23 protein-coding genes and 1 pseudogene are annotated in these 26,482 nt (G+C 64.8%); 11 read left to right on the forward strand and 13 right to left on the reverse strand.

Annotation, left to right across the window (positions count from 1 at the left end):
• Nucleotides 1–6: 6 nt before the first annotated feature.
• From ggt to EJ069_RS17100, 5 genes are all read right to left on the reverse strand, one after another.
• Nucleotides 7–1,593 (reverse strand): gamma-glutamyltransferase, encoded by a 1,587-nt coding sequence (gene ggt / locus EJ069_RS17080; RefSeq protein WP_126062293.1) that lies wholly within the window; start codon nucleotides 1,591–1,593, stop codon nucleotides 7–9.
• A 20-nt stretch (nucleotides 1,594–1,613) separates the two neighbouring features.
• Nucleotides 1,614–2,414, reverse strand: coding sequence for an ABC transporter permease (locus EJ069_RS17085; RefSeq protein ID WP_126062294.1), 801 nt, complete (start codon nucleotides 2,412–2,414; stop codon nucleotides 1,614–1,616).
• Nucleotides 2,411–3,334: an ABC transporter permease gene (locus EJ069_RS17090; RefSeq protein WP_126062295.1), complete on the reverse strand. Its 924-nt coding sequence runs from the start codon at nucleotides 3,332–3,334 to the stop codon at nucleotides 2,411–2,413. Before EJ069_RS17090 ends, EJ069_RS17085 begins: the two co-directional genes overlap by 4 nt.
• Nucleotides 3,331–4,410, reverse strand: coding sequence for an ABC transporter ATP-binding protein (locus EJ069_RS17095; protein WP_126062296.1), 1,080 nt, complete (start codon nucleotides 4,408–4,410; stop codon nucleotides 3,331–3,333). The genes EJ069_RS17090 and EJ069_RS17095 overlap by 4 nt, the downstream gene beginning before the upstream one ends.
• A 79-nt stretch (nucleotides 4,411–4,489) precedes the next feature.
• Nucleotides 4,490–5,530: an ABC transporter substrate-binding protein gene (locus tag EJ069_RS17100; RefSeq protein ID WP_126062297.1), complete on the reverse strand. Its 1,041-nt coding sequence runs from the start codon at nucleotides 5,528–5,530 to the stop codon at nucleotides 4,490–4,492.
• A 231-nt stretch (nucleotides 5,531–5,761) separates the two neighbouring features.
• Here EJ069_RS17100 and EJ069_RS17105 point away from each other — a divergent pair, with 231 nt between their 5' ends.
• Complete coding sequence (locus EJ069_RS17105; RefSeq protein WP_189475847.1) at nucleotides 5,762–6,463, forward strand: GntR family transcriptional regulator; 702 nt, start codon at nucleotides 5,762–5,764, stop codon at nucleotides 6,461–6,463.
• A 17-nt stretch (nucleotides 6,464–6,480) separates the two neighbouring features.
• Here the strand turns inward: EJ069_RS17105 and EJ069_RS17110 are convergent.
• The 6 genes and pseudogenes from EJ069_RS17110 to EJ069_RS17135 form a co-directional block, all read right to left on the reverse strand.
• Nucleotides 6,481–7,565, reverse strand: a pseudogene (locus EJ069_RS17110) (ABC transporter ATP-binding protein).
• Nucleotides 7,555–8,163, reverse strand: a complete 609-nt coding sequence (locus tag EJ069_RS17115; RefSeq protein WP_126062299.1) for a cupin domain-containing protein — start codon at nucleotides 8,161–8,163, stop codon at nucleotides 7,555–7,557. The pseudogene EJ069_RS17110 and the gene EJ069_RS17115 overlap by 11 nt, the downstream one beginning before the upstream one ends.
• Before the next feature lie 206 nt (nucleotides 8,164–8,369).
• Complete coding sequence (locus EJ069_RS17120) at nucleotides 8,370–9,440, reverse strand: ABC transporter substrate-binding protein (RefSeq protein ID WP_126062300.1); 1,071 nt, start codon at nucleotides 9,438–9,440, stop codon at nucleotides 8,370–8,372.
• 27 nt (nucleotides 9,441–9,467) lie between these two features.
• The gene (locus EJ069_RS17125) at nucleotides 9,468–10,286 is read right to left on the reverse strand and encodes an ABC transporter permease (protein WP_126062301.1); all 819 of its coding nucleotides are present in this window, start codon (nucleotides 10,284–10,286) and stop codon (nucleotides 9,468–9,470) included.
• Entirely contained in the window at nucleotides 10,283–11,173 is an 891-nt protein-coding gene (locus tag EJ069_RS17130; RefSeq protein WP_126062302.1) for an ABC transporter permease, read from the reverse strand. Before EJ069_RS17130 ends, EJ069_RS17125 begins: the two co-directional genes overlap by 4 nt.
• 93 nt (nucleotides 11,174–11,266) lie before the next feature.
• Entirely contained in the window at nucleotides 11,267–12,508 is a 1,242-nt protein-coding gene (locus EJ069_RS17135) for an FAD-dependent oxidoreductase (RefSeq protein ID WP_245456146.1), read from the reverse strand.
• 237 nt (nucleotides 12,509–12,745) lie between these two features.
• Here EJ069_RS17135 and EJ069_RS17140 point away from each other — a divergent pair, with 237 nt between their 5' ends.
• From EJ069_RS17140 to EJ069_RS17160, 5 genes are all read left to right on the forward strand, one after another.
• A complete protein-coding gene (locus tag EJ069_RS17140; protein ID WP_126062304.1) occupies nucleotides 12,746–13,903 on the forward strand; it encodes a fumarylacetoacetate hydrolase family protein in 1,158 nt (385 codons plus the stop codon).
• A 272-nt stretch (nucleotides 13,904–14,175) separates the two neighbouring features.
• Nucleotides 14,176–15,108, forward strand: a complete 933-nt coding sequence (locus tag EJ069_RS17145) for a substrate-binding domain-containing protein (protein WP_126064769.1) — start codon at nucleotides 14,176–14,178, stop codon at nucleotides 15,106–15,108.
• A gap of 100 nt (nucleotides 15,109–15,208) precedes the next feature.
• Nucleotides 15,209–16,195 (forward strand): ABC transporter permease, encoded by a 987-nt coding sequence (locus tag EJ069_RS17150; RefSeq protein WP_126062305.1) that lies wholly within the window; start codon nucleotides 15,209–15,211, stop codon nucleotides 16,193–16,195.
• A gap of 4 nt (nucleotides 16,196–16,199) precedes the next feature.
• On the forward strand, nucleotides 16,200–16,985 hold the full coding sequence (locus EJ069_RS17155; RefSeq protein WP_126062306.1) for an ATP-binding cassette domain-containing protein: 786 nt from the start codon (nucleotides 16,200–16,202) through the stop codon (nucleotides 16,983–16,985).
• A 67-nt stretch (nucleotides 16,986–17,052) separates the two neighbouring features.
• Nucleotides 17,053–18,075: a LacI family DNA-binding transcriptional regulator gene (locus EJ069_RS17160; protein WP_126062307.1), complete on the forward strand. Its 1,023-nt coding sequence runs from the start codon at nucleotides 17,053–17,055 to the stop codon at nucleotides 18,073–18,075.
• Nucleotides 18,076–18,335: 260 nt separating this feature from the next.
• Here EJ069_RS17160 and EJ069_RS17165 read toward each other — a convergent pair whose 3' ends face one another.
• Nucleotides 18,336–18,917: a TetR/AcrR family transcriptional regulator gene (locus tag EJ069_RS17165; protein ID WP_042645875.1), complete on the reverse strand. Its 582-nt coding sequence runs from the start codon at nucleotides 18,915–18,917 to the stop codon at nucleotides 18,336–18,338.
• Nucleotides 18,918–19,089: 172 nt separating this feature from the next.
• Between EJ069_RS17165 and EJ069_RS17170 the strand changes: the two genes are divergently transcribed.
• From EJ069_RS17170 to EJ069_RS17180, 3 genes are read left to right on the forward strand one after another with little or no spacing between them, the layout of a single operon-like run.
• Nucleotides 19,090–19,401, forward strand: a complete 312-nt coding sequence (locus EJ069_RS17170; protein ID WP_245456148.1) for a hypothetical protein — start codon at nucleotides 19,090–19,092, stop codon at nucleotides 19,399–19,401.
• Nucleotides 19,395–22,592 carry a multidrug efflux RND transporter permease subunit gene (locus EJ069_RS17175; RefSeq protein ID WP_126062308.1) on the forward strand — a complete coding sequence of 1,066 codons (3,198 nt, stop codon included), beginning with the start codon at nucleotides 19,395–19,397 and terminating at the stop codon, nucleotides 22,590–22,592. The genes EJ069_RS17170 and EJ069_RS17175 overlap by 7 nt, the downstream gene beginning before the upstream one ends.
• A gap of 14 nt (nucleotides 22,593–22,606) precedes the next feature.
• Entirely contained in the window at nucleotides 22,607–23,755 is a 1,149-nt protein-coding gene (locus tag EJ069_RS17180; RefSeq protein WP_126062309.1) for an efflux RND transporter periplasmic adaptor subunit, read from the forward strand.
• 72 nt (nucleotides 23,756–23,827) lie between these two features.
• On the opposite strand, the gene EJ069_RS17185 is transcribed toward EJ069_RS17180, so the two are convergent.
• Nucleotides 23,828–24,763: a LysR substrate-binding domain-containing protein gene (locus EJ069_RS17185; protein ID WP_126062310.1), complete on the reverse strand. Its 936-nt coding sequence runs from the start codon at nucleotides 24,761–24,763 to the stop codon at nucleotides 23,828–23,830.
• A gap of 100 nt (nucleotides 24,764–24,863) precedes the next feature.
• Between EJ069_RS17185 and EJ069_RS17190 the strand changes: the two genes are divergently transcribed.
• Both EJ069_RS17190 and EJ069_RS17195 read left to right on the forward strand, forming a co-directional pair.
• Nucleotides 24,864–25,655, forward strand: coding sequence for a 2OG-Fe(II) oxygenase (locus tag EJ069_RS17190; protein ID WP_245456150.1), 792 nt, complete (start codon nucleotides 24,864–24,866; stop codon nucleotides 25,653–25,655).
• A gap of 118 nt (nucleotides 25,656–25,773) precedes the next feature.
• Entirely contained in the window at nucleotides 25,774–26,463 is a 690-nt protein-coding gene (locus tag EJ069_RS17195; RefSeq protein ID WP_126062311.1) for a GntR family transcriptional regulator, read from the forward strand.
• Nucleotides 26,464–26,482: the final 19 nt, after the last annotated feature.

Raw genomic sequence — 26,482 nt, forward strand, 5'->3', positions numbered from 1 at the left:
CGCTGCTCAATATCCAAGCGCCAGGCCGTCCTTGCGCGGATCGGACGCGCCGGTCAGCGTGCCCTTTTCCCAGTCGATCAGCACCGCCTGGCCGCCGCCCAGCGGGTGGCCGGGCTCCACGACACGATGACCACGCCGGCGCAGACCTTCGACGGCATCGGGATGCACGCTGCGCTCGGCCTCGACGACGTCGTGGTTGTAGAAGACGCGGGCCGCGTCGATCGCCTGCTGCGGGTCCATGCCGAAGTCGATCATGTTGCTCACGACATGCACATGGCCGAAGGGCTGGTAGCCGCCGCCCATGACGCCGAAGGGCATCATAGCGCGGCCGTTCCTCGTCATCATGCCCGGCATGATGGTGTGCATCGGGCGCTTGCCTGGCGCTATCGCGTTCGGGTGCTTCGGATCGAGGCGGAAGCCGGAGCCGCGGTTCTGCAGCACGACGCCGGTCTTCGGGCCGACGACGCCGCTGCCGAAGGAATAATAGGTCGAGTTGATGAAGCTGACCGCGTTGCGGTCGCGGTCGACGACGCTGATATAGACCGTGTCACTGCCGGGAAGATCGAGGCGCGGCAGATGGGTCATGGCGCGCTCGGGGTCGATCGCGGCGCGCAAGCTGTCGGCATAGGCGCTGGAAAGCAGCGCCTGGACCGGCACGTCGACATGATCCTGGTCGGCGACGAACGCATCGCGGTCCTGGTAAGCCAGGCGCCCTGCCTCGATCTCCAGATGCAGGCGCTCGGCGCCCTCGGGATCGAGCCTGCCGAGATCGAAGCCCGAAAGCACGTTCAGCATCAGAAGCGCGGTCAGGCCCTGGTTGTTCGGCGGCATCTGGTGGATGTCGTGACCGCGATAGGAGGCGCTGACCGGGGTTCGGTAATCGCCCCTGGTCGCGGCGAAGTCTTCCAGCGTGTGCAGCCCGCCGAGCGCGCGAAGGCGTCCGACCAGATCGTCCGCGACCTCGCCTTCGTAGAAACCGGCGCGGCCTTTCCTGGCGATGATGCGCAACGTCTCCGCCAGCTCCGGCTGGCGATGGATGTCCCCCGCTTTTGGGGGCTTGCCGCCTGGCAGGAAGATGCGCGTCGCAACCTCGTCGGCCGACAGGTCGGTCTCGGGGTCGTGCCAGTCGAAGGCGACGCGGTCGTGCACGACATAGCCTTCTTCCGCATAGTGAATGGCCGGAGCGAGCGCATCGGCCAAGCCCTTGCGGCCGTGGTCTTCCAGCAGCCGGCACCAGGCGTCGACGGCGCCTGGAACGGTGACCGCGTGCGGGCCATGCAGCGGCAGTTCGCTGAATCCCTTGTCCCGGTACCAGTCGATGGTCGCGGCGGCGGGCGCGCGGCCAGAGCCGTTGAAGGCGATCACCTCGCCCTGCCCCTTCGGGCAATAGAGCACAAAACAGTCGCCGCCGATGCCCGTCGATTGCGGCTCGACCACCGCCTGGACCGCGGCCGCGCAGACGGCGGCGTCCATGGCATTGCCGCCGGCGCGCAGCATGTCGATCGCGGCAAGGGTGGCAAGCGGATGCGAGGTCGCGGCCATCGCCTCTGTGGCGCGGACCGGCGAGCGGCCGGGAAACTGGAAGTCACGCATGCTGGTTCTGGTATCCTATATCAACGTCCGCGGCCGAAAAGCCGGGCGGCGGACAACAAGACGATCGATAGCACGATCAGGCAAGTCGAAATGGCGGCGATCGTCGGATCGATCTGGTCGCGCAGCGCATTGAACATGCGGCGCGTCAGCGTCGTGGTCTCGCCGCCGGAAATGAACAGCGACACCACCACCTCGTCGAAGGAGGTGATGAAGGCAAACAGCGCGCCTGAGACGATCGAGAATCTGATTTGCGGCATCGTCACCTGGAAGAACGCGGAGAAGCGGCCGGCGCCGAGGCTGCGCGCGACCATCTCCTGGTTCATGTCGTAGGACCGCAGCCCCGACAGCACGGTCAGCACGACCAGCGGCAGCGCCTGCACGGTATGGGCGATGACGAGGCCGGTCAGCGTGTTGTTGAGGCCGATGCGGGCATAGAGAAAGAAAGTGCCGATGCCGATCAGGATGACCGGGATGATCAGCGATGCCGTAAGCAGCGCATTGATGGCGCCCGTCAGCCGCAGCGTGCGGGCGTTGATGGCGTAGGCGGCGGCAGTGCCGAGCAGCGTCGCGACGATCGCCGTCATCACCGCTACCTTGACCGAGACGATGGTGGCGTCGCGCCATTCGAGCGAGCCGAAATAGCTTTCATACCAGCGCAGCGACCATTCCTGCGGCGGGAACTGCAGCAGGCTTGAACCTGAGAAGGACATGATGACGATGATCACCGACGGGGCGATCAGGAACAGCATGACGAGGCCGCCGAGCGCGTAGAGCCAGAGGCGTTGCCGATGCGAGATCGGCAGGGCGTTTTCCATGCTCATCGCCGGCTCCAGACCCCGGTGGCGCGAGTGCCGAGCAGCCAGTGGAAGAGGCCGAGCAGCGCCAGCGTGACGGCGAGCAGCACGACGCCAAGTGCTGCGCCCGCGCCCCAGTTGGAATAGAGGCTGGTGGTCTGCTCCATGCGCATGGCCCACATGATCACCTTGCCGCCGCCCATCAGCGCCGGCGTAACGAAGAAGCCGAGGCAAAGCACGAAGACGATGACCAAGCCTGAAGCCAGGCCCGGCAGCGACAGCGGAAAGAAGATCTGCCGGAAGGTGGCGGCGGGGCTCGCGCCGAGATTCATGCCGGCGCGCAGGCAGTCGGCGTCGATGGTCTTCATCGAGGCGTAGAGCGGCAGCACCAGGAAGGGCAGCATGATGTGGGTCATGCCGATGACCACGCCGGCGAAATTGTTGGCGAGCGGCAGCGGCTGGGAGATGACGCCGAGATCGATCAGCCACGTGTTCACCAGCCCCTTGCGCTGCAGGATGACAAGCCAGGCATAGGTGCGCACCAGCACCGAGGTCCAGAACGGCAGGATGACGAAGATCAGGCAAATCGACGCCGCGCGGCGCGGCAGTTGCGAGAGCATATAGGCCAAGGGATAGCCGAGCAGCACGCAGGCGCCGGTGACGGTGAAGGCCACCTTGAAGGTGGTGGCGAAGGTCTTGATGTAGGACGCCTGCTCGAAGAAGCGCGCGTAATTGGCGGCGCTGAGCTGGCCGCTCTCATCGAACAGCGAAAGCCAGAACAGCCAGCCGATCGGCACGATGATGACGGCGAAGACCAGGAAGAGCCCGGGTGACAGCAGCGCGAGGATGCCGCGCACTTCCCGTCGCGCATCGGCGTTGAGCGCATCGGAATTGAGCGCACGATCCGGGCCGACGGCACGATCAAGGCTGGCGGATGCGAGGCTCATTGGTCAGCCACCAGCACGACGTCCTGGGCATCGATGCCGAGCATGATCGGCTCGCCCGGCGCCGGCAGTTTCGCCAGCACGTCGGAGCGGCAGTAGTCGCGCAACGTCACCTGCCGGCCGTCCTTCAGGGTCGCGTAGCAGACGAAGCTGTCGCCCTGGTAGATGATGTCGCCGACGGTCGCCGGCAGCAGGTTGACGCCGGTCTCGCCGACGTCGGCAACCAGGCGCAGCTTTTCCGGCCGCACCACCATCAGATGCCGGCCAGTGGATGGCGCCGCATCGTTCATGCGCAACTTCCTGTCCTCGTACCAGACGCTGCCATTGCGGCTCTCGACGGGCACGAAGCTGGACTCGCCGATGAAGCCGGCAACGAACTTCGTCCGAGGCCTGGCGTAAAGACCTTCCGGCTGGTCGATCTGTTCGATGCGCCCGGCATTCATGACGGCGATGCGGTCCGACATGGTGATCGCCTCACGCTGGTCGTGCGTGACGTAGACCGTCGTCATGCCGAGCCTGCGATGCAGGTTGCGCAATTCGATCTGCATATGCTCGCGCAGGCTCTTGTCGAGCGCCGACAGCGGCTCGTCCATCAAGACGATGCGCGGCTCGAAGACGATGGCGCGGGCCAAGGCGACGCGCTGGCGCTGGCCGCCGGAGAGCTGGTCGACACGGCGCTCACCGAGGCCTTTCAGCTGCACCAGGTCCAGCGCCCGCTCGACGCGTTCAGCTGTTTCGGCCGCCGACACACGGCGCTGCTTCAGCGGAAAGGCGATGTTGTGGAAGACGTTCATATGCGGAAACAGCGCATAGTTCTGGAACACCATGCCGATGTTGCGCCTGTGCGGCGGCATGGTGATGATCTCCTCGCCGCCGACCTTGATGGAGCCGGCATTGGCCCGCACGAAGCCGGCCAGGATCATCAGCAAGGTCGTCTTTCCCGAGCCGGAAGGCCCGAGCAGCGTCAGGAATTCGCCCGCCGCGACATCGAGGCTGAGATCGCTGAGGATGGAGACCGCACCGAAGCGCTTCTCGATACCGCTGATGCCGATGGGAAGCGCGGACTGCGCGAGAGACAAGAGCATCTCCTTCAACTCCGGATCATTTTTGCGAAACGATGCGGAGCGGCGCCGCGAGGACGCCGCTCCGGTACGATCGTCATTGCTGGATCAGGTTGTTGAACTTCTCCGTCGCCTCGACGAGGGTGTCGCGCCAGAAGGCCGGGTCCTGCAGCACCTGTTTCTTGACGTTCTCCGGCGCGGAATTGATGTCCTTGATGCGCTCGGGCGGGATCTTGCCGGTCTCGAAGGCCTTCTCGTTGGCCGGGCCGTTGTCGACATAGAGCGGCAGGTTTGCCTGCAGGTCCGGGCTGACGAACTTGGCCAGCGCCTTCATGGCGAGGTCCTTGTTCTTCGACCCCTTCGGGATGACCATGCAGTCGGCGGTCAGCACGCCCTGGTCAAAGGAGAAGCTGACCGGGGCCCCGCTCTTCTTCAGGGTGCCGGCGCGGCCGTTCCAGATGCTCGCCATGTCGACCTCGCCGTCCTTGACGAGCTGCATGGCCTGCGCGCCGGAGGTCCACCAGGCGTCGATATGGCCCTTGACCTTGTCGACGGATTGCAGCGCGCCGTCGATATCGACCGGATAGACCTTGTCGATCGGAATGCCCTTGGCCAAAGCGGCGACGCTCAGCGTCTCCGTCGCCTGGCTGCCGGAGAGCGCGCGGCGGCCGGGGAATTTTTGCACATCCCAGAAATCGGCCCAGGTTTTCGGGCCTTTGTCGCCGAAAACATCCGTGCGGTAGATCAGCACCACCGAGGTGTAGGAGATGCCGACCCAATCGTCATGGACGAGCTTCGGGTTGATGCCGCTCTTGTCGATGACGTTGTAGTCGAGTTTCTCGAACAGGCCTTCCTTGGAGCCGCGCGCGCATTCGTCGGCGCCGAGCTCGGTGATGTCCCATTTGACGGCATTGCCGGTGACCTGCAGGCGCACGTCGTCGAGGCCGTTGGTGGTGTCCTGCTTGATGGTGACGCCGAGATCCTTGGCTGTCGGATCGAAAAAGGCCTTGGTCTCCGCTTCCTGATAGGTGCCGCCCCATGAGGCGACGGTGATGGTGTCGGCGGCCGACGCCGGAACGGCGACGGAAGCCAGCAGGCCGGCGACAACCAGCCCGTGAATGCAAAGTCTCTTCGTCATTTTCGCTTCTCCAACCGGTGTTCCCGTTATCGTTGATTTGGTATGCGAATTTGTATACAATTTTGAGTGTAATTCTCTGGAAGCCGATGTCAACACGGGCTTCGGGTTTTTCGATCGTGGAGAAGCGGGGCAGCTCGGAGCGGCCGCGCGCCGCCGCGACAGGGTCTGTTCAAGCAGGCGCTAAAAGGCACTAGACTGCGATTCCATGACTGACCGTTGGAGGCGGGACGTTTGAGCAAGGAAAGAAAGAACACGCTGCGCGACTCGGTGTTCGAGAAGCTGAAGGCGTTGATCATCACCGGCCAGATCCCGCCGGGCGGCCGCGTGACGGAGAACGAGATCGCCGAGCGCCTCAAGGTCAGCCGCACGCCGGTGCGCGAGGCCTTCAACCGGCTGGAGCGCGACGGGCTGGTGATCGGCCGGCCGCGCCAGGGCTATGTCGTGGCCGAGTTCAACCTGACCATGTTCCGCGAGGCCTTCGACATCCGCGAACTGCTCGACGGTCGCGCGACCGAGCTGGCTGCGGCCAACGCGACCGCCGCCGACAAGGCGAAGCTGCGCGGGATGCTCGCCGAATGCGAGCGGCTGGCGGCGATCCCGGATCGCAGCACGCGCGAGAAATTCGAGGAGCTGCAGGTCGGCATCGACCTGCATCGGGTGATCGCCGAGATCGGCGGCAACGAAATGCTCTCCGGCATGCTCTGCGGCATCCTCGACAAGTGCCAGCAATATGTCTGGACCGAGCTTCTGTGGCTGGACGAATGGAAGCTCACGCGCGAGGAGCATGCCGGTATCGTCGACGCGATCTGCGCCGGCGATGTGGCTCTGGCCGGCGAACGCGCCCGCGCGCATGTGCGCGGCTCGCGCGAGAACATCCTGCGCCTGCTGCAGGCCAAGTCCGACTATCAGGGATTCTTCGCCAAGGCCTCGTGAGCCTTGGGCCTTCCCCGTCAGCTGGAAAGCATGGGGCAGTTGGCGCCACGGCGCAGGCTGACATGCGCCACGTCGCCGACGCTGAACTGAAAACCGTCGGCGCGGCGCGGCGTATCGATGACGATCGGAGTCCCCTGCCCGAGCTCGGCATGCAGGCGCAGCGTGCGGCCGTGGAAGACGACACCGCTGACCCGCACCGGTGCGCTTCCTTCCGCGGCCTCGGTGGCGACTAAAAGATCTTCCGGGCGCACGCCGATCGTACGTGTGTCGCCGGCGGCCGGCGCCTCGCCGCTGTCTGAGGTCGCCTCCAGCGGCAGCTCGCCGGCGGCGAAGCGCAGGCGTTCGCCGTCTCGGCACTGGAAGCGCGACTGCAAGAGATTCATCGTGCCGATGAAGGAGGCGACGAAGCGCGTCGCGGGCCGGTCGTAGAGCGTTGCCGGCGCTGCGATCTGCTCGATGCGGCCCTTGTTCATGACGACGATGCGGTCGGAGATCGACAGCGCCTCGGTCTGGTCGTGCGTGACCATGACGAAAGTGGTGCCGAGCCGCGACTGCAGCCGCTTCAATTCGACCTGCATCTGCTCGCGCAGATGCGCGTCGAGCGCCGACAGCGGCTCGTCCAGAAGCAGCACACGCGGCTCGCAGACGATGGCGCGGGCCAAAGCGACGCGCTGGCGCTGGCCGCCCGAGAGTTCCGAGACGCGGGCGCGCAGCTTGTCGGCGAGGCCGACCATGTCGAGCGCGTCGCGGACGCGTTTTGCCTGCTCGGCGCCGGATATTTTGCGCAGCGACAGGCCGAAGCCGACATTGGCCGCGACATCCATATGCGGGAACAGCGCATAATCCTGGAAGACGGTGTTGACCGGACGGTCGAAGGGCCTCAAGCCCGTGATGTCGCGGCCTTCGAGCAGGACGTTGCCGCTCGAGGGGCTCTCGAACCCGGCGATGACGCGCAGGCTGGTCGTCTTGCCGCAGCCGGACGGGCCAAGCAAGGTCAGGAACTCCCCCGGAGCGATATCGAGATCGACGGCATCGAGGCCGACCACGCCACCGGGAAAAACTTTCGATACTTTTCGAGACGAACGAGCGCATCAGGCGCCATCGCGCACCTCGGACGGTTTGGTCGTGTTGACCCAGAGTATCTGGCAGCGCTCGGCGCCGGGGTTGCGGAAGGCATGCAGCAGCGTGCTCTTGAAGGCGAAGCTGTCGCCGGCTTTCAGCACATAGGTGGTGGCGTCCACCACCAGCTCGACCTCGCCCGCCATCACGAAGCCGAATTCGTGGCCGGCATGGGCGTAGGCTTCCGCCGTGCCGCCGCCGGCCTCGACCGTGACCAGCATGCCGGTGAGCGTGGCGGCGGGCGGCGACAGCAGCGCCTTGGCGATGCCTTCGGACTTCACCGGGATCGCGCGACGCTTGTCGGCGCGCACGCAATAGAGATCGTTGACCGCTTCATTGCCGTCGGTGATCAGCGCCGAAGGCTCGATGTCCAAGGCTGCCGCCAGCGGCCAGATCACCTTGACGCGCAGCGAGGACATGCCGCGTTCGATCTGGCTCAGCGCGCCGATGGAGATGCCGGCCTTGGCCGCGAGCTCGGCGAGCGAGAGGTTGCGCTCCAGGCGCAACGCCCGCACGCGCCGGCCGACGCGGATATCGGCATCGTCTTTCGGCTTTGCCGCCGCTTCGTCAAGAAAATCCATGCATTCGTCCTCATTGTCTTTCCACTGACGCGGCGCAGCGCCGCCAGGCTCCCCCTTCTCCCCTTGTGGGAGAAGGTGTCGCCGAAGGCGACGGATGAGGGGTGTTCCAGGGAACGCGGACGTCTCACTCCGCTGGAGCACCCCTCATCCGTCTCGGCGCTGCGCGCCGATCCACCTTCTCCCCCAGGGGGAGAAGGGGGAGCTAGTCATCCCCCCGCCTTCACTTTCTCGAACATCTTGGCCATATCGTCATTCTGCTTCATCGGTCCGGTGAAGATCGTGCTCTTCAGCATCACGTCCGGGTCCGCCGGCAGCTGCAGCTTGTCGAGCTCGTCCTTCGACACGCCGGCGAAAGCGGTCGAGAGCGAGCTGCCATAGCCGTAGGACTGGATCAGGAACTTGCCCGAGTCGGCGTCGAGCCGGCTGTTGATGAAGTCATAGGCGAGATCGACGTTCTTGGCGTCCTTGAGCATGACTAAGCCGCAGGCCCAGGTCAGCATGCCTTCCTTCGGCTTCATGAACTCGACCGGCACGCCCTGCTTCTTGAGCGAGGTGGCGGACGCGTTCCAGGTCATCGCCGCCACCAGCTGGCCGCTCGCCAGCGCCTGCTCGACCGAGGTCATGTCGGTGGTGTAGCTCGACAGCAGCGGCCGCTGCTCGCGCAGTTTTGCCGCCACCTTGTCCATCTGGTCCGGCGTCATGTCGAAGGGGTTCACGCCGGCCAGAAGGGCCGCGACGATCGGCGTGTCATGCACGGCATCGATGGTCGCCATGCGGCCGGCATATTGCTTGTCCCACAGAAGCTTCCAGCTTGCCTCCGGGTTCTTCACCAGATCGGTGCGGTAGAGGATCGAGGTGTTGCCCCAATCCCACGGCACCATCCACACCTTGCCGTCGCCTGCCTGCAGGTCAGGCAGGTTCTTGAACACCGGGAAGACCGAATCCCAGTTTTTGATGCGCTTGGTGTCGATCGGCTGCAGCAGGCCTTCCTTGTTCCAGCGCGCCACCTTGTCGTAGCAGGGATGCGCGATGTCGGGCCGGAAGCCGGCCTTGACCTTGGTGAAGGCGTCGTCGTCGTCGCCGAAGATCGTCGCCTCGACGCCGTCCGGATGGGCGGCGAGGAAGCTCTTGTTGAAGTCGGGCAGTTCGTAGCCCGACCAGGTGAAATATTGCAGCTTGTCGGCGGCAAAAGCGACCGTCGACGACAGCGCCATGGCCAGGGCCGCGAGACCCGCCAGGGCCTTGCGGCCGGTGATCGATTTCAGGTGTACAGTCATTTTCGTTCTCCTCTTCTTTGTTGTGCTTCAGGCTGGATTGCGGCGCGCGGCGCCGAGGCCGCGATGGCGCAGGATTTCGGCGGTTCCGGCAATGATGAAGGAGACGCTGAGGATCACCGTCCCCAGCGCCATCACGGTCGGCAGCGAGCGCGGGAACCGCAGCTGGCTCCAGATGTAGAGCGGCAGCGTCGGCTCGGTGCCGGCGAGGAAGAAGACGACGATGAACTCGTCGAAGGAAATCAGGAAAGAAAGCATGAAGGCTGACAGCACGGCGGGCGCGCTCAGCGGCAGCATGACACGCCGGAACGTCGTCCAATCGGAAGCGCCGAGATCGAGCGCGGCTTCGCGGATCGTCTTCGGGATGGCGGCGAAGCGGCTGCGCATGACCACCACCGTCGTCGGCAGCGCGACCAGGATGTGGCCGAGCACGATCGAGACGCGCGAGGGGCCGAGGCCGATGAGGTTGACCAGGATCAACAGCGAAATGCCGACGATGACGCCGGGGATCAGGATCGGCAGGCGGGCGATGGCGCTGATGGTGGCGGCAAGCGGCGAACGGCCATAGAGGTCCATATAGGATACGGTGATGCCGCAGAGCGTCGCCCCGCAGGCCGAGATGACGCCGATGACCAGGCTGTTGGCCAAGGCGCCGGAGAGCGCCGGATTGCCGTAGAGCGTGCGGTACCAGTCGAGCGTGAAACCCTGCAACGGGAACGCCGCCTGGATGGAGTTGTTGAAGGAAAACAGCGGGATCAAAAGCACGGGCAAATAGAGGAAGACGAGATACGCAAGCACATAGAGGCCGAGCCAGCCGCCGCCTGCGTTGGTATCTCTCCGGGCTCTCATGTGCGGCTGCCGAATCTGCGGTCGGCGCCGCGCGCGACGAGCACCACGCACAGGATGACCAGCATGACGCAGACCGAAAGGGCCGCGCCGAACGGCCAGTCATTGGCCTTGCCGAACTGCGACTGGATCAGCGTGCCGATCATGGTACTGGCCGGGCCGCCGACCATGGCCGGCGTGACATAGTCGCCGACCGTCGGCACGAAGACGACGAGCGCCGCGGCCAGCACGCCCGGCATGGAATTCGGCAGCACGACCCGGCGGAAGCTGGTGAAGGGCCGCGCGCCGAGATCAGAAGCGGCTTCGAGCAGCGATTTCGGGATCGTGTCCAGCGCCACATAGATCGGCAGGATGGCGAAAGGCGCGTAGGCATGGGCGAGCGTCACCACCACCGCGGCCGGCGTGTTGAGGAAGGCCAGCGTCGGCTCCTTCCAGAGGCCGGTCTCGATGAAGGCGGAATTCAGCACGCCATTATAGGCGAGCACGATCTTCCAGGCGAAGACGCGCAAGAGATAGCTGGTCCAGAAGGGCAGCGTGACCAGGAAGAGCAAAAGGTTGCGGCGGCGGCCGGCAAGGAAGGCGAGGTAATAGGCGACCGGATAGGCGGTAACGACCGTCGCAAGCGTGACCAGGCCGGCAATGACCAGCGAGCGCAGAGTCACCGTCCAGTAGAGCGGATCGGCGGCGACGGTGAGGAAATTCTCCGCCGTCAGGCCGACGCCGAGGAGCGAGCCGTCATTGCCCCTGAAGGCGAGGAAGACCACAAGGCCGAGCGCAAAGAGGATCAGGAAGAATGTGACCAGCCCACCCGGCAGCAGCATGGCGAAGCGGAAGACCGGCGAGATGCGATTTTCCGGCAAGGGCCGTGCTGCAACGACAGTCGACGACATTGAACTGCCCATCGAAATTCTGAAATCGCCTAATGATTTTTCATACTCATGAAACTGTCAAGCTGAATCGCTTGTGCGCTGCACAGGTTCCGCTCAGCGCTCGAACGCGTCGAGCATGCGATACCAGGTGATGGCGGTGGCGACGCCGACCTGGCGAAAGGCGTGGAACGGGATCGGCCGGATCGGCGACAGCGGGAAGGGCAATTGCCTGGCATCGCCGCTGGCAAGGTAGTTCGCCATGCGCTTGCCGAGGGCGCTCATCAGGCCGACGCCCCTGCCCTGGCAGCCGACGACGGCAAGCAGGCCCTTTTCCGGTTCATGCAGATGCGGCAGGTGATCCGGCGTCAGCGCCACGCGGCCGAACCAGCGCTTCTCGATGGCGATGCCGGCAAGCGCCGGATAGAGGCGGGTGAGCGCGCGTTCGAGATGCGCCCAGACCGCGGCGCCTGAGGGCAGCGCCATGCGGCCGCGTCCGCCCAGCACCATGCGGCCATCGGGACTCCGGCGGTAGTAGACCAGGATCCGACGGGAATCGGAAACGGCCTGCCCGTCAGGCAGGATGCTGGCGGCAAGTTCCGCCGGCAGCGGCGCGGTCGCGATCTGGAAGGAATGGAGCGGCACGATGGTCTGGGCAAGCCCGGGCAACAGTCCATCCGTATAGGCATTGGTGGCAAGCACGACCGATCTGGCACGCAACTCGGCGCCGCCTTGCGTCGAGACCCGCCAGACGCCCGCCTCCTGGGCGAGCTTCACCACTCGCCGCTGCTCGGCGATGCCGGCGCCGGCGGCCGATGCGACGCGGGCGAGCTCGAGCGTATAGGACAGCGGATCGATGATTCCGGCGCGGCGGTCGAGCCAGCCGCCGAGATAACCCTTGGCGCCGGTCATCGCCGCCATCTCCGCCTGGTCGAGCAGTTCGACATCGGCGCCGCGCGAGCGCCATTGGCGGTCGCGGTTGGCGGCGGCCTTCAGCGCTGTCTCGGTGTGCGCGGCCTGGATCCAGCCATTGCGCGTGAACGGCACAGCCAGCTTCTCGTCGCGGATCACATCGAACACGGCATCGGCCGTCGAGGCGGCGAACGCGACCAGGGCTTCGCCGCGCTCATTGCCGAAATGCTCGATTAGCCATTCCGGATCGTATTTGAGGCCGGGAATGACCTGGCCGCCATTGAGACCGGAAGCGCCCTGCCCGATCGCGCCGGTATCCAGCACCTGGACCGACAGACCGGCGCGCGCCGCATGCAAGGCTGTCGACAGGCCCATGATGCCGCCGCCGACAATGATCGCGTCGAACGTGCCGCCGGACGACAGTTCGGACCGGAAGGCCGGCGCCATTCGAGGCTTCCGCCAGACCGGATCGGAGAAGGCTGCGGGCAAAGATCACCTCGGCGCTGAAACTTCGTGAAAATCCTATTGTCGATTTCATGAATTTGAAAGAGCGCTCGATAGGCCAGACAAATCCTGGCTATGTGACAGCACAGCCATGGCCCATAAAAGCTTGGCATCGACGGGATAGACGTTTGCGCTAAATCCGGGGAAAGTGCCGCCCGCAAGATTGAGAGGAACAGCGCCATGACCGATCCGACCCGATTGCCCGCCGAAGGACTTTTCGTCGGCCGCGCCAAGACCAGCGAAGCCGCCCACCCGCTGGTGGTCACGGTCCGAGACGGCGAAGTGATCGACATCACCTCGAGCGCGGCACCGACGGTACGCGATCTTTGCGAGTTGAAGGATCCGGCCGACTACCTGCGCTCAGCCAAAGGCAAGGCGATCGGCGCGCTCGCCGACATCGCGGCAAACAGCTTCGAGGCCAAACGCGATGCGAAGAAGCCCATCCTGCTGTCGCCTGTCGACCTGCAGGCGGTGAAAGCTTCCGGCGTCACCTTTGTGGTCAGCCTGCTCGAGCGGGTCATCGAGGAGCAGGCGCGCGGCTCGGCGGAGAAGGCCGACGCCATCCGCGCCGACATCGCCAGCCTGATCGGCCATGACTTGTCGAAGCTCAAGCCCGGTTCGCCGGAAGCGATGGAAATCAAGGCCAAGCTGATCTCGCGCGGGGCCTGGTCGCAATATCTGGAGGTGGGTATCGGCCCGGACGCCGAGATCTTCACCAAATGCCAGCCGATGGCGTCCGTCGGCTTCGGCACCGATGTCGGCCTGCACCCCGTCTCTACCTGGAACAATCCCGAACCGGAGATCGCCATGATCGCCGACAGCTCGGGTCGCATCGTCGGCGCCACGCTCGGCAACGACGTCAACCTGCGCGATGTCGAGGGGCGCTCGGCGCTGCTGCTCGGCAAGGCCAAGGACAACAATGCTTCCGCCTCGCTCGGACCGTTTATCCGGCTGTTCGACGAGACCTTCTCGATTGCCGACGTCAAGCGAGCCACGGTGCGGCTCAGTGTCGAGGGCGAGGACGGCTTCTCGCTGGAGGGCGCGAGCTCGATGGCGGAAATCAGCCGGTCGCCGGAAGAACTGGTCAAGGCGGCAATGGGGCCGCATCACCAATATCCGGACGGGCTGGCGCTCTATCTCGGCACGATGTTCGTGCCGTCGAAGGACCGCGGCGAGAAGGGCAAGGGTTTTACGCACAAGGTCGGCGACATCGTCACCATCTCGTCGGAAAAGCTCGGCGCTCTCACCAACCGCGTCCGCCTGTCGCCGGACTGTGCGCATTGGACCTACGGCGCCAGCCATCTGATGCGCGACCTGGCAAAGGCCAATCTTCTCTAGGGCCCAACCGAGGCGACGTTGTCCAAGCCCGCCACAGAGAGCGAGCGCTAACGGCACCGCCTGCCCGAGAAAATAGCACCTGAACTGATGCAATCTGATGGGATTGCTGATGGCGTACGCGCCTCACCCAACATCCATTGGCGACGGAGGCTTGCCACCGCAGGAAAAAGGGGAATGCTCTGGGCGTCCCGCTCGGCGCTGGCAGGAGGTGCGGTTCGAGGGCCGCATCGCGCTTGATGTGGAGGGAGAGTTTCAACATGGGAGGAAATCGAATGCTGTCGCGGCTAAGACTGCTCGTGCTTGGCTTGATCGTGCTCGTCGCCATTCCGGCGATGGCGCAGGCCAAGACGTTCTATTGGATTTCACATGGCGGCCCGGCCGACCCGGTCTGGACCTACTTCCTTGCCGGCGCCAAGCAATGGGCAAGCGACACCGGCAACAAGGTCAACACGTCGTTCCATAATGGCGACGTTGCCTCGCAGCAGGAGGCGATCCGCGCCGCCATCTCGGCCAAGGCCGACGGCATCGTCACCACCAGCCCCGATCCGGGCAGCCTAATCGAGCTCGCCAAGGAGGCTCGCGCGGCCAACATCCCGATCATCAACTTCAACACGCCCGACCCGAAAGCCAATTTCAACGCCTATGTCGGCGGCGACAACGTCACCTTCGGCAAGCACTGGGCGCAGTACCTGGTCGACAAGGGCCTGGTGAAGCAGGGCGACTTCGTCTGGATGCCGGTCGAGATCCCCGGCGCCACCTATGGCGTGCAGGAAGAGGAAGGCATCAAGAGCGTGTTCGGGCCGGCCGGCATCACCTATGAGGTGACCGAAGCCACGCTCGACCAGGCCGAGGTGATCAACCGCATGGTCGACTACCTCACCGCCCACAAGGGCAAGGTGAAGGCCATCATCGGCCTCGGCGACCTCGTCACCGGCTCGATCAAGCGCGTGTTCGACCAGGTCGGCGTCAAGCCGGGCGAGATCCCGGTCGTCGGCTGGGGCAACTCGCTCGACACCACGCAGGAAGTGCTGAACGGCTATGTCAACGCCGCGCAGTGGCAGGACCCGCAGGCGACCAGCTATGTGGCGCTTTCGCTTGCCAACATGGCCGCGAGCGGCATTCCCCCGGGCTTCAACGTCATCACCGGCGCGCTCTATGAGAAGGACACCGCCGGCGTCTACGACAAGATCCTGTCCGGCAAATAGCCAATGATCCGAGCGGTCGCGACGGCAACGCCGCGACTGCCTTTTCCTGTCCCGCCGCGCCCGCCCTCACAGGCAGGCCGGCCCTCACGTCGCGGGTTCAATGGAAAACCGTTCCTTCGTCCAACGCCTGATCGCGCGGCCCGAATTCGGTCCGCTGGTGCTGCTCATCGTCGAGCTCGCCGTCTTCTGGGGCATCAATCCCGACTTCCTGTCGCCGCAGAACATCTCCAACATCCTGGCCTTCACCGTCGAGCTCGGCCTGATCGCGCTGGCGATGACGCTGCTGATGACATCGGGTGAATTCGATCTTTCCGTCGGCTCGCTGTTCGGCTTCTCGCCGGTCTTGATGTGGACGCTCTACAACAGCGGCGTCACCTCGCTGGAAGCGGGGCTGCTGATCGCGCTGGTGGTCGCGGCCCTGATCGGGCTGGTGAATGGCTGGTTCGTGACCCAGCTCAAGATCCCGTCCTTCCTGGTGACGCTCGGCATGCTGCTGGTCGTGCGCGGCACGGCGCTGTTCATCACCGACGGCTTCCCGCAGCGGACCTGGAGCGCCGAAGGTAGCTGGCTGGCGAACATCCTGGTCGGCGATTTCTATGTCGGCCCGTTCCGCATCTATGCCTCGCTGTTCTGGTTCATCGGCGCAGCGATCGTGCTGGGCTATGTGCTGACGCAGAGCCGGACCGGCAACTGGATCCAGGCCGCCGGCGGCAATCCCAATGCGGCACGCGCCCGCGGCGTCAACGTCAACCGCGTCAAGGTCGGCCTGTTCGTCCTCTCGGCGGTGATGGCCTCGCTTGCCGGCGTGATCTCGTCGCTGCGCACCTCCGCGGCCAACCCCAACAGCGGCACGGGCTACGAGCTCGAGGTCATCGCCATGGTTGTGATCGGCGGCACGGCGCTGACCGGCGGGCGCGGCACCATCATCGGCACGGTGCTCGGCATCCTGATCCTGCGCGTCATGCGCAACGGCATCGTGCTGATCGGGGTGCCGGGGCTTGCCTACAACATCTTCATCGGCGCGATCATCCTCGGCATGATGGCGCTGCATTCGTGGCTCGAACGCCGGCACCAGGCAGGGACTTAAGACGATGGCCGAGCCTCTGATCCGCATGGCAAATATCCGCAAGTCCTACGGGCGCGTGCAGGCGCTGGTGGACGCCAATTTCCACGTCAACGAAAAGGAGATCGTCGGCCTGCTCGGCGACAACGGCGCCGGCAAATCGACATTGATCAAGGTGCTGTCGGGCGCCGTGCCGCTGACCAGCGGCGACATCTTCGTGCGCGGCAAGAAGGTCAATTTCCGCAGCACCAGCGACGCAATCGCCGAGGGCATCGAGACGATCTACCAGGACTCGGCGCTGGTCACGCAGCTTTCGATCGCCCGCAACCTGTTCCTCGGGCGCGAGCCGATCAAGCCGCCGCGCTTCCTGAACCGCATGGACCAAGAGGCGATGAACGCGGTGGCGCGCGACCTTCTGCGGCAAGTCGGCATCACCAAGAACATCCCGCCGACGACGCCGATCGGCTCGCTGTCGGGCGGCGAGCGGCAGGCGGTGGCGATCGCGCGCGCCATGCATTTCGACAGCGATCTCATCATCCTCGACGAACCGACCAACAATCTTGGCGTCGCCGAGACGCAAGGCGTCTTGAGTTTCGTGCGCAGCGCCCGCGACTCCGGTCATTCCTGCATCTTCATCGCGCATAACATCCACCACGTCTTCCAGGTGGTCGACCGCATCGTGGTGATGCGCCGGGGCAAGGTGGTGGCCGACGACATCGATCCGAAGAAGACGACGGTGGCCGAGGTCGAGCGCGTCATCACCGGCATGTCGGACAAGGAAATCCGCGATGCGATTTCAGACGGCCGGGACTAGCATGGCTGATTTCGGCTGACTTTGACTTGGCGTGACAGGGCTGGCATCCCATCCTATGACTGGACCCATGAAAGCCACCGTAGCCGACATCGCCAGGAGCTGCGGCCTGTCCACCGCGACCGTCGACAGGGTGCTGAACAACCGTCCGGGCGCAAGCGCGGCCAACCGGCAGCGCGTGATGGAAGCGGCCAAGCAGCTCGGCTATCTGCCGACACTCGACCAGGTCGTGCTGCCGTCGAAGCCGGCGCATCTCGAATTCTTCCTGCCGATCGGGTCCAACGCCTTCATGGCCGATCTCGCCCACCACATCGAAGATTATGCAGCGCGCCTGCCCCTGGTCGCGTCGTGCCGCATCCACAATCTTGCCGGCATTTCGCCCGGCGCGCTGCAGAGCGCTGTGGAGAATCTGTCGCTCAAGGCCAATGGCGTCGGCGTCATCGCCGTCGATCACCCGCGCACACGCAACATCCTGCGCGAGCTGGTCGAGGCGGGAATCAGGCTGGTCACGCTGGTCTCAGACGTGCCGGCGGCGCCCCGCTCGGCCTATGTCGGCATCGACAACCGCGTGGCGGGCCGCACAGCGGCGCTGCTGATGGGGCGCTTCCTCGGCGGCCGCACCGGGCATCTGGCGATGATGGTCGGCTCGCGCTCCTATCGCGGCCATGAGGAGCGCGAGATGGGCTTCCGCTCGGTGCTGAGCGAGGAGTTCCCCAATCTCACCGTGTCCAGCGCCGTCGAGATCAACGACGAGCCGGACGCCAGCTACCGCGCCACCATCAAGGCGCTGCACGACGAACCGGATCTGCTCGGCATCTACTGCGTCGGCGGCGGACGCTCCGGCGTCGCCAGGGCGTTGCTGGAAGCCAAGCCGCGCAGGAAGCCGGTCTTCATCTGCCACGACCTGACCAAGGAGACACGGCGCTATCTCGTCGATGACCTCGCCGATGTCGTCATCGACCAGAATGCGCGGCTGATCGCCGAACAGTCGGTGATCCGCCTGCTCGGCTCGATCGCCTCCTCGGCCCCCTACCTGACCAAGAAATTCATCGAGCCGCGGCTGATCTTCAAGGAAAACGTGCCGGTGCAGTAGCCCGGCAACGGGTGCCGGCGGGCGGCTCTTCGGATTTGTCTGATAATTGATGCCGCAATTCTGCACAGCAGCTATGCACGTTTCGCAATTGCCGAATCGTTGGGCAACTCGTATTTATGAACCTGTCGGATGTCTTCCTCCTCCCAGACACCGGCGCTGAGTGCGGTACACCTCCTCCCGTGCCGTATTCGAAATCAAGCCCGCTGCCACCTCCTCCCGGCAGCGGGCTTTTTCTTTGCGCGCAGTGTCTCCGTAAGCGCTCAGCGCGCCCGGAAGGAAGCGATCAGGCTTTCCGCCATGCGCACGAATTGCGCGCTCGGGCCTTCGGCGCCGACGCTCTGCATCGAGACGCGGGCACCTTCGAGCAGCAGCGACAGCGTGTCGGCGAGAAGCTCGGCCTGGCCGATGCCGGCATCGCGGCAAAGCGCAACCAGCTTTTCGCGCTGGGCTTCCTTCAACTCCTTGATGACGCGCCTGGCCGGGTGGTCGGTCTCGGTGAGCTCGACGGCCGCATTGGCCATGTCGCAGCCGCGGCTGTCGGCGCTGAGCAGTTCCGAAGCCTTCTGGACCCAGGCATGCAACTGGGCGAGCTTGTCGCCGGGATGCCTGGCCTCGAACTCGTCCCAGATCCTTGAAGCCTTCGCCGCCGTGGCGCGCAGGCATTCCACGACCAGCTCGTCCTTGGACTCGAAATGGCGGTAAAGCGTCATCTTGTTGGTGCCGGCAGCCTCGGTGATGGCGTCGACGCCAACGCCCTTGATGCCGTGCTTGTGGAACATGTCCTGCGCCGTCTCCAGGATTCGATCCCGGGGACGGGAACGCTCCGCGACGCCGTCACTCATGATGATCTCCTTTCGTCGTTTCCAAAAAAACCGTCGCCACCTCTTGACTAGGGTGTTACCGGTCTGTAACTTTTAGATGTTACTTACTGGTAACACCTATATCACTCCCCGTCAAACGACAAGGCCCTCCGATAGCCTGCCAGAGTGAGATAGGACGAAAAAGCAGCCTGTCATGCGGCTTCGGCCGGTGAAAACGAGAAAAGCGGTCCGTGATCAATCGATGCGGACCGAGCAAGGAGCCGCTCCTATGCAAAAGCGCAAAGACCTGACGATCGACGAAGCCATCCGGGATCCGATGATCCGGCTGGTGATGAAGGCTGACGGGGTCGACCCCAAAGCCTTCGAACGGATGCTGCGCTCGCGCGCGGCGGAACAGGCGGACGACGAAGTCCTGCCATCCTTCCTGGCGGATTCCGGCTCCGGCCGGGCCCGGCGCCTGCGCCATTTCGCAAAGCCATTCGGCGAGGTGTGCGCATCATGGTAAACTTCTTCGTCCACCGCCCGATCTTCGCGTCCGCGATCGCCATCATCATGGTGCTCGCCGGCGCGATCGCCTATTTCCTGCTGCCGGTCTCGCAATTCCCCGACATCACGCCGCCGCAGGTCGTGGTCAGCGCCCATTATCCGGGCGCCAGCGCGCAGGTTGTGGCCGACACGGTCACCACGCCGCTCGAGCAGCAGATCAACGGCGTGCAGGGCATGACCTACATGTCGTCGACCAGCTCGAACGACGGCTCGTCCACCATCACCATCACCTTCGACGTTGGCTATCCGCTGAGCACGGCGGCCGTCGACGTGCAGAATCGCGTCAGCCAAGCGGCGTCCTCGCTGCCGGCCATCGTCAACCAGGGCGGCGTGACGATCAAGAAGCAGAACCCCAATTTCGTGCTGATCGTCGACCTCACCTCGCCGGACGGCTCGGTCGATCCGGTGGCGCTGAGCAACCTCGCCTATCTGCAGGTTGTCGATCCGCTGAAGCGCCTGCCCGGCGTCGGCGACGTGCAGATCTTCGGCGAGCGCCGTTATTCGATGCGCATCTGGCTCGACCCAGATAAGCTCGCCAATCTCGGCATCACCGCCGTCGACGTCCAGAACGCCATCGCCGAGCAGAACGTGCAGGTGGCCGCCGGCAAGATCGGCCAGTCGCCGGCGCCTGCCGGGACCGCCTTCGAGATGCAGGTCAATGCGGTGGGCCGCTTGAGCGACCCGAAGGAATTCGGCGACATCGTCGTGCGCGCCAATTCGGAGAACGGCTCGCTTGTGCGGCTGCGCGACGTCGCCCGCATCGAGCTCGGCGCGCTGCAATATTCGTCATCCGCGTTCTTCGGCAAGGACCCGACGGTGGTTTTGGCCGTCTACCAGATGCCCGGCTCCAACGCCCTCGACCTGCAGCAGCGGGTCAAGGACAAGATGCAGGAGCTGTCACAGCGCTTCCCGAAGGGCGTCCACTACGCCATGCATTACGACACGACGCGCTTCGTGTCGGCCTCGATGCATGACGTGCTGATCACGCTCGGCGAAGCGCTGGTTCTGGTCGTGGCGGTGGTGTTCATCTTCCTGCAGAGCTGGCGCACCACCATCATTCCAACCATCGCCATTCCCGTGTCGCTGATCGCGACGCTGGCGATCATGTATATGCTGGGCTTCTCGCTCAACATGCTCTCGCTGCTCGGCATGGTGCTGGCGATCGGCCTCGTCGTCGACGATGCGATCGTGGTGGTGGAGAATGTCGAGCGACAGCTGGAAGCGGGCTTGAAGCCGCTTGCCGCGACGCGCGCGGCAATGGCCGAAGTGACGGGACCGATCATCGCCACCACGGCGGTGCTGATGGCGGTGTTCATTCCCGTCGCCTTCATCCCGGGCGTCTCCGGGCGGCTCTACAACCAGTTCGCGCTGACAGTGGCGATCTCGGTCGGCATCTCGGCCTTCAACTCGCTGACGCTGTCGCCGGCGCTGAGCGCTGCCTTCCTGCGTCATCGCGGCGAGACCCAGTTCGTGCTGTTCCGCTGGTTCAACGCTGGCTTCGACTGGTTGTCGCATGCCTATGCCCACGGCGTGCGCATCCTGATCAAGCTGCGCTGGATCATGCTCGGCCTGTTCGCGGCCGGCCTCGTCGCCACCTATTTCGTCTGGCAGAAATTGCCCTCGACCTTCCTCCCCGTGGAGGACCAGGGCTATTTCTTCGTCGTCATCCAGCTGCCGGACGGCGCTTCGCTCGAACGCACCGACGCGGTGGCGCAGAAGGCGCGCGACATCCTGCAGAACACGCCCGGCGTTGACATCGTCGGCTCGATCAGCGGCCTGAACTTCCTCACCAGCGCCGCGCAGTCGAACTCGGCGGTGGAGTTCGCCATCCTGAAGCCGTGGGACGAGCGCGGACCGGACCAGAGCGCCTCGAAGCTCGTCGCCGATGTGCGCAACAAGCTGCTGCAGATTCCGGAAGCTTTTGCCCTGTCCTTCGATCCACCCTCGATCCCGGGCCTCGGCACCACCGGCGGCTTCGAGTTCCAAGTGGAGGATCTGTCGGGACGCGGCAGCGCCGCGCTGAACGATGTCACGCAGGCACTGCTCGCCGAGGCGCGCAAGCAGCCGGAGCTCAACCCGCAGCAGCTGTTCTCGTCCTTCTCGACCTCGACGCCGCAGTTCAACTACGACCTCGACCGCAGCAAGGCGAAGCTTCTCGGCCTCAACCTGCCGGATGTGTTCAACACGCTGCAGATCTATCTCGGCTCGCTCTACGTCAACGACTTCAACCTGTTCGGCCGCACCTTCCGGGTGACCATCCAGGCCGATAAGGACGCGCGCGCCGACGCCACCGACATCTCCAGGCTCTATGTGCGCAACGCGTCGGGCGGCATGGTGCCGCTGAGCACGCTGGGCAAGCTGGTGCCGATCGTCGGTCCGGAGACCGTGCCGCATTACAACAACAATGCCTCGGCCCTGATCAATGGCGGCGCGGCCCCCGGCTTCTCGTCCGGTCAGGCGGTGGCGGCCATGGAGCGGGCGGCGGCCAATGTGCTGCCGCGCGACTTCGGCTACGAATGGACCGGCATCACCTTCCAGGAGCTCAAGGCCGGATCGATCGCCTCGGTCGTGTTCGGGCTGGCGATCGTCTTCGTCTTCCTGATCCTGGCGGCGCAGTATGAAAGCTGGGCAATGCCCTTCATGGTGCTGCTCGCCGTGCCGCTGGCGCTGTTCGGCGCGTTCGTGGTGCTCCTGCTGCGCGGCATGCAGATCGACGTCTACTCGCAGATCGGTTTCGTCATGCTGATCGGTCTGGCGGCCAAGAACGCGATCCTGATCGTCGAGTTCGCAAGGCGACGGCGCGAGGAAGGCCTCACCATCGTAGAGGCCTCGATGGAGGCCGCGCGGCTGAGGTTGCGGCCGATCCTGATGACCGCCTTCGCCTTCATCCTCGGCGTGCTGCCGCTGATGTTCGCGACAGGCGCGGGTGCGGCCAGCCGGCAGTCGATTGGCACCACCGTCTTCGGCGGCATGGTGGCGGCGACCATCCTGTCGCTGGTCTTCGTGCCCGTCTTCTACGCGGTGATCGAACAGCTGCGCGAGCGCGGCGAAAAGGAACCAGCCGAGGGACACCACGGCGCCCCTGAGTCAAAGGAAATTGAACCGACCGCCGAGCCGGCGCTTCAGCCGCTCGCCCAGGCGGCCGAATAGGATTGGAGATCAAAATGCGTAGATGGAAAATCGCTTTGGGCGCCGCCGTCGCGGTGGGCGCAGTGTCGGTTGCAAGCGTCCACCTGCTGAATCCGGGCTATCTCGGCGGCGGCACGGCGGGCGCGGCGCCCGCCCCGGCGGCCTTCGTCATGCCGGTGCCGGTGGTGAATGTCGTAAAGAAGACGCTGCCGATCTATCTCGACTATGCCGCGCGGGTGGAGTCGATCCGCAGCGTCACGCTGCAGGCGCGCGTGCCGGGCTATCTGCAGGAGCAGACCGCGGCCGACGGCAGCGACGTCAAGCAGGGCGACCTGCTCTACCGGATCGCGCCGGAGGATTATCAGGCCGCGCTCGACCAGGCGAAGGCGCAGGTGCAGCGCGATACCGCGACGCTCGAATATGCAAGGTCCAATCTCGGCCGCGGCACCGACCTCGCCAAGGCCGGCTATCTCGACAAGGACAGCTTCGACCAGCGCACCAGTAATCTTCGCGCTGCGCAGGCCGCCCTTGCCGTCGACCAGGCGGCGGTGCGGACCGCCGAGCTCAACCTTGGCTATGCCGAGATCAAGGCGCCCTTCTCGGGCCGGATCGGCCGCAACCAGGCTTCGGTCGGCACGCTGGTCAGCGTCGCCGGCACGGTGCTCAACACGCTGGTGCAGCTCGACCCGATCTATGTGACCTTCAATCCCAGCGAGACCGATCTCGTGCAGATCGAGCAGGCGAAGGCCAACGGTCCGATCGCCGTCGACGTGCTCCTGCCCGGCGAGACCAAGCCCAGCCAGAAGGGTGAGCTGACCTTCATCGACAACACGATCGACCATTCGACCGGCACGATCACGGCGCGCGCCACGATCGGCAACGCCAAGTTCACGCTGCTGCCCGGGCAATATGTGCGGGTGCGGCTGCATGTGAAGGAGCAGCCCAACACGCTGATGGTGCCGCAGGTGGCGCTGGGTTCCAGCCAGCTCGGCAAGTACCTCTATGTCATCGGCAAGGGCAACACCGTCGATCAGAAGCTGGTGTCGCTTGGGCCGACCGACGGCGACCTGATTTCCGTGACCTCCGGCATTTCCGAGACCGACCAGGTGATCACGGGCAATCTGCAGAAGATCGGACCCGGAATGCCGGTTTCTCCCTTGCCGCAACCGAAACCGGCCAGCTGATAACCCCCATCAGTTTCCGGTCCGACGGTGCCCTCGACTCCCACGTCGAGGGCGCCGTTTTGCTATGGGGGTTCAGTCGGTTCCCGATGCCGGTTCCGTACGGGGCCTGCCGGGGCTGCTCGCCAGCAATTCGACCAGGCCGGCAATGCCGGCGCGTTCCGCCTTCGCCGGCAGCATGAAGGCGCAATAGGGCTGGCCGAGGCGGACGGAGACGGATGATAACGCGATCAATCGGCCGGCTTCGAGATCGGCGCTCGCCATGATCCATTGGCTGAGCGCTATCCCCAGCCCCAGCCGCGCTGCGCCGATCGCCAGGCTGGACAGGCCGACACGGCGGCCATGCGACGGGTCGGGCGCGCGGTTGCCCCCGGCGGCGGCGAACCAATCCGCCCAGCTCGGATGCGAGGCGTAGTTGGGACCCCAGTTGGTGTGAATGAAGTGGCTCTCATGCATACCGGCGAGGGTGGGCGACCCGTTCCCGTATTGTTGCCAGAACTCAGGGGCTGCGACCGGCAGCACCTCGTCATGGACGAGCCTGACCATTTTCAGCGCCGGATAGTGGTAATCGCCGTAGCTGATGCGCAGATCGATGTTCTGGCGCACCACGTCGACGGGATCGTCCTCGACCCGGACATCGATCGCCATGTGCGGAAAGCCGTCGAGCAGCACCGCCAGCCTTGGCGCCAGCCAAAGCTCGGCAAGCGAGAACGGCACGCTCACCACGAGGCGCGTGCGCAAGCCGCCTTCCAGCATGCGCCGGCCGACCGCCGCGATCTCGCCCAGCGCATGCGCCGTCTGCGGATAGATGGCGTGGCCGGCATCGGTCAGCGCGATGCGGTTGCCGTTGCGCACGAAGAGCTGCTTGCCGAACCAGTCTTCCAAGTTGCGGATCTGCTGGCTGACCGCTGCCGAGGAGACGCCAAGCTCGCCGGCGGCGAGCGTGAAGGAGCCGGCGCGGGCCGCGACCTCGAAGGCCCGCATCGCGTTCAAAGGTGGAAGCTTTTCCACGTTTTGCCCTCGAAAGATTTTCTTAGCGGAGCCTAACAATTTTCCGCGTTGCGGCAAAGTTTTCCTTGCGGTGTAGTGGCTTCGGATTTTGGAGGACGCAATGATCGAAACCATTCTCGACCTGGACCGCTATCCGCTGAACCGCGAAGGCAGTGCCGAATGGCAGCGGCTGGTGGACAAGTCCAAGGCGGCGCTCGCGGCCAACGGCATGTTCAACCTGGAAGGGTTTCTGCGCCCCGGTATCGCCGAGAAGGCCGTCGCCGAAATCCGGCCGGTGATGGACACGCGCTCGCATGTCCACAAGCGCATGCACAACATCTACTTCAAGCCGTCGATTCCGGAACTCGCACCGGACCATCCGGCGCTGCGCAAGGTCGAGACGATCAGCCATACGGTCTGCGCCGACCAGATCCCGAGCAGCACCGTTTTATCGATCTACGAATACGAGCCGCTGGTGCGGTTCCTGGCGGCGACGATGGACAAGCCGCAATTGCATGTCATGCAGGATCCGCTGGCCCGCGCCAATGTCATGGGCTACCGCGCCGGCGAAGGGCTCAACTGGCATTTCGATCGCTCGGAATTCACCACGACGCTTTTGCTGCAGGCGCCCGAGCGCGGCGGCGATTTCGAATACCGCACCGACCTGCGCTCGGACAGCGACCCGAACTATGAGGGCGTCGCCAAGCTGCTCGAGGGGCGGGATCCCGAAGCGAAGATCCTGCGCATCAATCCCGGCACGCTGAACGTCTTCCGCGGCAAGAACACCGCGCATCGCGTCACCACTGTCGAGGGCAATCGCGAGCGCATGATCGCGGTGTTCTCCTACTACGAGCGCCCCGGCGTGATGTTCACCGACGAGGAGCGGATCGGCTTCTACGGACGAGCGGCTTGAGACTCGCCGGAGCGAATTTCGAAACAGTCTTCACAACCCGCCGATCCCAGTTAAAAAGCTCTTGTTAGATTGTCGACAATCTGCTTGTCTGGCAGAAATTCCTCCCGGGGGTCGACCTATGGCAAAGCTGGATTTCGGTCCGATCGCGGATACGACGCGCAGGGCGGAGATCGTCGCCCTGCTCAGGCGTGCCATCCTGACCGGACAGCTGGAACCGGGGCAGAAGCTCAACGAGCTCAGGATTTCGGAGCAGATGCGGGTGAGCCGCGCGCCGCTGCGCGAGGCGATGCGCGAGCTGGTGCAGGAAGGCATCCTGACCAGCATCCCCTATGCCGGAACCTTCGTCATCGACGTCACCGCCAAGGACATCATCGACGCCTATTCGCTCAACAAGGTGCTCGATGAATTCGCTATCGAACTCGCCTGGCCGCAGCGCGACCCACGCTTCTTCGATGAACTGGACCGCCGCCACGAGGCGGTGAAGCAGGCGACGCGGGCGGTGGACACCACGCGCCAGATCGAGACGGCGCTGCAACTGCATGGGCTGATCTATGAGTGGGCCGACAATTCGGTGCTGCTTGAGACCTGGCAGCGGCTGACGAGCCGGCTGCAGATGTACTTCGCCCTGCATCAGCGGGCGCGCAACGAGCCGGTGCCGGCCGAGGATGTGCACGAAACCTATGTAGCGCTGCTCAAAGGCGCCGACATGCGCGCCGCCCAGCGCCATGCGCGCGAGCATATCGATCTCGATTTCGAGGAGCTGCTTTCCTACGCGCGCGGCCTCGAGAAGCGCGCATCGAAGAACTGACAGACGCGGACGACAGCAA

It is taken from the genome of Mesorhizobium sp. M2A.F.Ca.ET.043.05.1.1 (assembly GCF_003952445.1).
In the GTDB taxonomy this organism is placed as follows: Bacteria; Pseudomonadota; Alphaproteobacteria; order Rhizobiales; family Rhizobiaceae; genus Mesorhizobium.